This window comes from Synechococcus sp. OH2 (assembly GCF_047462155.1).
In the GTDB taxonomy this organism is placed as follows: Bacteria; Cyanobacteriota; Cyanobacteriia; order Thermostichales; family Thermostichaceae; genus Thermostichus.
The window spans coordinates 17,360-23,332 of record NZ_JANSIR010000012.1; the positions used below are offsets into that span (position 1 = coordinate 17,360).

A 5,973-nucleotide genomic window follows, 5' to 3' on the forward strand; every position below is an offset into this window, starting at 1 on the left:
TGCTACGGCCTCTACTCCCTAAAGCTGCCCCCCAACCCCAATCTGCCCGGACGGCTTGAAGAAGGTCAGCAGAACCTTGGGGTTTCGCCTCAAAGAACTGTGTAGAGGCAGTTTGACAACGTCTTTATGAGTTTGTGGACTGCGTAAGAATCCCCCAACTTGAGCTGGGGAAGTGTCAACTACTGGGGTATAGCCTCCCCCCATTTAGAGGAGGGATCCCAGGAAGGCTAGTCACAGCACTGCAGCCGGGATTGCGGCTGTCGCATGGCCGGATCCAGCTCGCAGATCAGCTCGAAGTTGATCACTCGCCAGCGCTGCGGTGGTCCACCGGCTCCTTCAGGCAGCTGGGAGCTGAAACTAACCGGCAGGCCGTAGAGGCGGGGTGGGCCGGGGCGCCGGTGGGATCCCTGCTCCAGATAGGGGGTAAGCAAGGGGCGGTAGCGCTCAGCCACAATCACCTGCGTGGCCCGCATCCCCTGCATGCGCAGACGATCCAGCTCTTCGTGAATCTCGAAGCGGATCCCATCGGCATGGGTGTGCTGGCGGTACCAGCGGCCTTCCCAGAGGCGCCAACGCCGTCCTGATTGCAGGTGAACCAGCTCTTCTTGCTCGGGATCTGCCTCAAAGGCGCCGTGGCGATGGCAGAGGTAGGTGTCGGTCAGGGTAAGGGCCGCAATCGTCTGCCGACAGTGGGGGCATTGAATGCTGGGGCCAAAGATGGGATAGGAAAAAGCAACAGTCATAGGAAACCCCACAGAATGCGGCTGGGTGTCTGGGCAAATCCGCGGCTGTCCACATTATAGATGTGGCCTTTTGCAGATCTGGCTTACAGAGATCCCTCTGGCCAAATCCGACAAGATATTCTAAGATGACAGTTGAGGAAAAAGCCTGCCCAAAGCCCCCCGCAACGGCAGGTAGATTCCCAAGAATCTCCGCAATGACAACGGGGAGTGGGTAGCACCCACTTCTTTGCTTTTTTAGGGGAAAGATGCCCCCGCTGCCGACTCCAGCTTCGATGGGCTGGGATCTGGCCGTTACACCGAGTTGGCGATGAGTTGGCTATGGTTCACCCTCTTATCCCGCAGTTGGAGAGCTTGGCCCGTCCTTTGGCCGCTCGACTGGGGTACGAATTGGTACAGATGGTTTTTCACACCAACCAGTATCCGCCAGTGCTGCGGGTGGACATCCGTCCGCTGGATCCGGAGCAGGAAACCAGCCATGCCGATTGCGAAGCCATGAGCCAGGCCTTGGAAGTGGAGCTGGATCGGGTGGATCTGATCCCCGGCCATTATGTGCTGGAGGTCTCCAGCCCCGGCATCAGCAACCTCCTCATTAGCGACCGCGACTTTGTGGTTTTCAAAGGGTTTGCGGTGGAGGTGACGGTGGATCCCCCCTACAAGGGCAAAGCTGTCTGGTCAGGGCATCTGCTGGGTCGGGATGAGGAGAACGTTGCCCTATCCCTCAAGGGGCGGCGCGTGCAGTTGCCCCGCGCTTCGGTGCAGCGGGTTGTCCTCTCAGAGGCGGAAACCGAGTAGAGGAATGGGGATAGAGAGGACGTTCGGCCGCGAAGTGGGTTGCCTTGTCTTCGCGTCGGGGCTACCTGCTGTGCGACGATGCATTTCCCGTCAGGATTGCGGAGCAACCGTGATAGCAGTTTCATCCCAGCTTAAGTTGCATTAGGAGGACAACAGCTTATGTCGATGGTGCCTCTGCCCGGTTTGGCAGAAATGGTGGAGATGATTTCGCGGGAGCGCAACTTGCCCCGCCATGTGGTCACTAATGCCTTGCGGGAGGCGCTGCTCAAGGGCTACGAACGCTACCGCAAAACCATTCAGCGAGATGTTGTCTTTGAAGAAGACCACTTCCGCAACTTCGATGTGGAGTTGGATGTGGAGGCAGGGGGCTTTCGCATTTTGGCCACTAAAACCATTGTCGAGGAGGTACGGGATCCAGATCACGAAATCTCTCTGTACGACGTGCAGCAGGACTACCCGGAAGCCGAAGTCGGCTGGGAAGTCACCAATGACGTCACTCCCCAACAGGCGGAATTTGGCCGCATGGCGGCCATCCAAACCAAGCAGGTGCTGGCCCAGAAGTTGCGTGACCAGCAGCGCCGCCTGATTCAAGAAGAGTTCCGCGACCTGGAAAACACCGTGTTGCAGGCACGGGTGCTGCGCACGGAACGACAGACGGTGATCATGGCGGTATCCAGCGGTTTTGGGCGGCCCGAGGTGGAAGCCGAGCTACCCAAGAAGGAGCAGTTGGCCAGTGACCGCTATGTCCCTAACGCCGTGATGAAGGTCTATCTCAAAAAGGTCTATGAGGGATCCCGGCGGGGGCCGCAGCTTTTGGTTTCCCGGGCTGATGCCGGCTTGGTGGTGAACCTGTTTGCCAACGAGGTACCGGAGATCGAAGAGGATATTGTGCGCATCGTGGCAGTGGCGAGGGAGGCCAACCCACCTTCCCGCAACGTGGGGCCGCGCACCAAGATTGCCGTCGATACGGTGGAGCGAGACGTGGATCCGGTAGGGGCCTGTATCGGGGCGAGGGGATCCCGCATTCAGGCGGTGGTGGCGGAGCTGCGCAACGAGAAAATTGACGTTATCCGTTGGTCACCGGATCCCGCCACCTACATTGCCAACGCCCTCAGCCCGGCTAAGGTGGTGGAGGTGCGGCTGGTGGATCCGGAGATCCAACAGGCCCACGTGCTGGTGACCAGCGACCAGCTCAGTCTGGCCATCGGGAAAGAGGGGCAAAATGTGCGCCTGGCCGCCCGTCTCACTGGCTGGAAAATCGACATCAAGGAAGTGGAGAGCTACCGGGCAGCGCTGGAGGAGGCGCAAGCGCAGGGGCTGCCCTATCCCTTCATCACGCCAGCGGCTTTGGAGCGCTTCAGGAGGCGGGAAGAGCGAGCCGCTTTGGAGCTGGACGAGGAGTACCCAGAGAAGCTCCGCCTAGAGGAGGAGCTGGCAGAGGACGATAGGCTGGAGGAAGACTGGGTCGAGGAAGACGAGGACTTCGACTACGACGCCGAGTTCGACATCGCCCAGCCCAAGGCCTAGAGCCGAGGGGCCTCGGCAGTCGGTAAACTGAGGTAAAGACCCTTCCCGCCTGCCCTTGAACTCCTCCCAGCCGATCATCCTTGGTATATCGGGCGCCTCCGGGATGCTCTATGCCGTGCGTGCCTTGCACGTTCTGCTCAGCCTGGATTACCGCGTCGAGGTGGTGGCCTCCAAAGCAGCCTATCAGGTGTGGCAAGGGGAGCAAGGGGTGCCGTTGCCAGCGGATCCCCAGCGGCAGGCCCAATTTTGGCGGCAGCAGGCCGAAAGTGAGGGCGGATCCCTGGTCTGCCACCGCTGGCAAGATGTGGGGGCAACCATCGCCAGCGGCTCCTACCGCACGCAGGGGATGTTGGTGATCCCATGCAGCATGGGCACAGTAGCCAAGTTGGCAGCGGGGCTAAGCTCTGACCTGCTGGAGCGGGCGGCTGACGTGCAGCTCAAAGAAGGCCGCCGCCTGGTCATCGTGCCGCGGGAAACCCCCTTTAGTCTCATTCACCTGCGCAACCTGACCACCCTGGCGGAGGCGGGAGCGCGCATCGTGCCGGCCATTCCAGCCTGGTACCACCAGCCGCGTACGCTCTTGGACTTGGTGGACTTTGTGGTGGTGAAGGCCCTGGATCAGTTTGGCATCGACAGCGACCTCATCCAGCGCTGGCAGGGGATGCGTCAGCGTCAGATCCTCAAGCTGCCCCCAGAGGACTAAAGGGATCCCTTGGCCCTAACCCCTTTCCCACCGGGAGAGGGAGGTTCCCACCTGGCGCGATCATAAGGTTTCACTGATAGCAGGGAGGACACTGCTGAACCTTGGCAGGGCAACTGGCTGGACTAGTCAGCCGCGGGATCCCTGCGAAGGTGGGTGGACAAGTCGGGGCAAGTCTCCAGGCTCGCTGCCCACTCGCTGATGAGGGTGTTGACCCAGTGGGGCAGCTCGTCGTGAGCACAGTGGCCTACCCCTGGCAGCTTCACCAACGTAAGAGCCGGCTGCCAGCGCTTGAATTGGTCTGCCAAAAAGCTGGGCACCGCCGGATCTTCTTGGCCCCAGAGGAGCAAAATCGGCATTTTGAGGGTGGGCAACAGGCGCTTGGGGCTGTCGAAGCGACGGCAGAGGATGGCTCTCAGGCTATCCAAAAACACGTGGGCTGCCCCCGGCTCAAAGGCAGGCCTCTGGAAGATCTGCACCAGCTCGTCGTCCACCTGCTCGTCTCGCTTGTAGACGTTTTTGATCCAAGCCCGCAGCACCTCGGTTTGTCGCAGCCAGTTAAACAAATGGGGATAGGTGAGCGGGCAACCCAAAACAGCCAGGATCCCTTCGCAGAGGGCTTGAACCAGGGCATCCCAGGGAGAGGGCAATTCTTCCGGGTGGGGCCCATCGGCACAACTGATTAAGCACAGGCCCTTCACCATCTGAGGATAACGGGCAGCCGCGATCACCCCCACCAACCCGCCGATGGAGTGGCCCACCAGGATGCTGGGCTGTTGGATGTGGGCATACCAAAACTCGTACACCTGCTCCACCCACAGATCGACGCTGTAGGCGATCTCCGGCTTGGCGCTTTTCCCAAATCCCAGCAAGTCAAGGGCATAGACGGGGCGCTGGGATCCCAAGGGAACAATGTTATGGCGCCAATGGCCCACCGAGGCTCCCAAGCCATGGATCAAGATGGCCGGAGCCGCCGTCAAGTTCACCTGGCCCTTGGAGGTTTGGGCGCGACTGGGGGTGTAGGTGAAATGGATAGACCAGCCACGCCAGAGCCAGGTTTGGGAATGGCCATAGCGAGGGAGCACGGCAAGGGGATCCCTGTTGCCGACCGAAGAGGGGGGCGGCGCGAGGGGAGGGGAGCTTGCCCCGCCGACAGCAGCAGAGGGAGAAGAGTTGGGTTCAGGCAAGGGAGGAGCGTGTGACAACAACAGGCCCATCTCCACCAGCATAGACCGAACTTAGCGGCTGCTTCGGGGCGTCTAGAGTGGAACTAAAGGGGCGTCTCTCTCAGGTAACCCTTTTGAGCACAGCTTTTCTGGACGTTCTGCACGACTTTCCCCGAACAAGACTGCTCGCGTCAGCAGGACGTAGAAACCACCCTAGCCGAACCATGGCTCCACCTGTGGATCCACGATGGCTGAGATGATGGATGAGACAGCTTGGATAGACCCCATTACGGCGGCCAGCTTTCGCCAGATTGACCAAGAGATCGGCCCCCACCCGTGGCAAGGGATCCCCTACGAGATCGTGCGTCGCGCCATCCACGCCACTGCCGATTTTGAGCTGCGGGATCGCTTTGTGTTTAGCCCCACGGCGGTCGAGGTGGGGCTGGCGGCCCTGCGGCAGCAAAGGCCCGTGGTGGTGGATGTGAGGATGGTGGCTGCCGGGATCCAAGCTGGCCTTGAGGCGCAGGGGATCCCGCTCTATTGCGCTTTGGACTGGGTGGAAGACCCCCCCGCGGCAGGGCAAACCCGCACTGCCCAGGGGATGATCCAGGTGGCCCGCCGCTACCCGGAAGCCATCTTTGTTGTCGGCAATGCGCCCACGGCACTGCTGGCGCTGGTGGAAGAGATTCGGGCAGAGCGGATCCGGCCCAGCCTGGTGATCGGGGTGCCGGTGGGCTTTGTGGCCGTGGAGGAGGCCAAACAGGCGTTGGCACAAACGGATGTCCCCCAGATTCGGGTGGAGGGCCGCAAAGGCGGATCCCCGGTGGCCGCTGCCATCGTCAATGCTCTGCTGCTGGCCGCCCGCCGGGATCCCATTCCCAACTGACTAGAATTGGAACGACATCTTCAGGCCTTTCCCATGACCCCCGAACAAGAGGAGTGGCTGATCCGCAACCTTCAGCTCCAACAAGAAGAGCTTCAAGAGCTGCGGGCCGAACAGCAGCGGGCCGCCGAGCGCTTTGAGGCCCAGATGACGGAAATGCGA

6 protein-coding genes are annotated in these 5,973 nt (G+C 60.9%); 4 read left to right on the top strand and 2 right to left on the bottom strand.

The features are described 5' to 3' along the window. Positions 1–227: 227 nt before the first annotated feature. Positions 228–743 carry a TIGR02652 family protein gene (locus tag NW835_RS01150; protein WP_414372246.1) on the bottom strand — a complete coding sequence of 172 codons (516 nt, stop codon included), beginning with the start codon at positions 741–743 and terminating at the stop codon, positions 228–230. A 318-nt stretch (positions 744–1,061) separates the two neighbouring features. Here NW835_RS01150 and rimP point away from each other — a divergent pair, with 318 nt between their 5' ends. From rimP to NW835_RS01165, 3 genes are all read left to right on the top strand, one after another. Further along, the gene (gene rimP, locus NW835_RS01155; protein WP_414363930.1) at positions 1,062–1,535 is read left to right on the top strand and encodes a ribosome maturation factor RimP; all 474 of its coding nucleotides are present in this window, start codon (positions 1,062–1,064) and stop codon (positions 1,533–1,535) included. Positions 1,536–1,694: 159 nt separating this feature from the next. Beyond that, the gene (nusA, locus tag NW835_RS01160) at positions 1,695–3,062 is read left to right on the top strand and encodes a transcription termination factor NusA (protein WP_414414300.1); all 1,368 of its coding nucleotides are present in this window, start codon (positions 1,695–1,697) and stop codon (positions 3,060–3,062) included. 55 nt (positions 3,063–3,117) lie between these two features. After that, entirely contained in the window at positions 3,118–3,765 is a 648-nt protein-coding gene (locus tag NW835_RS01165) for a flavin prenyltransferase UbiX (protein ID WP_414363932.1), read from the top strand. Positions 3,766–3,887: 122 nt separating this feature from the next. Here NW835_RS01165 and NW835_RS01170 read toward each other — a convergent pair whose 3' ends face one another. Continuing rightward, positions 3,888–4,991 carry an alpha/beta fold hydrolase gene (locus NW835_RS01170; protein WP_414363933.1) on the bottom strand — a complete coding sequence of 368 codons (1,104 nt, stop codon included), beginning with the start codon at positions 4,989–4,991 and terminating at the stop codon, positions 3,888–3,890. 193 nt (positions 4,992–5,184) lie between these two features. Between NW835_RS01170 and NW835_RS01175 the strand changes: the two genes are divergently transcribed. Beyond that, positions 5,185–5,814, top strand: coding sequence for a cobalt-precorrin-8X methylmutase (locus NW835_RS01175; protein WP_414335343.1), 630 nt, complete (start codon positions 5,185–5,187; stop codon positions 5,812–5,814). The last annotated feature ends 159 nt before the right edge of the window (positions 5,815–5,973 follow it).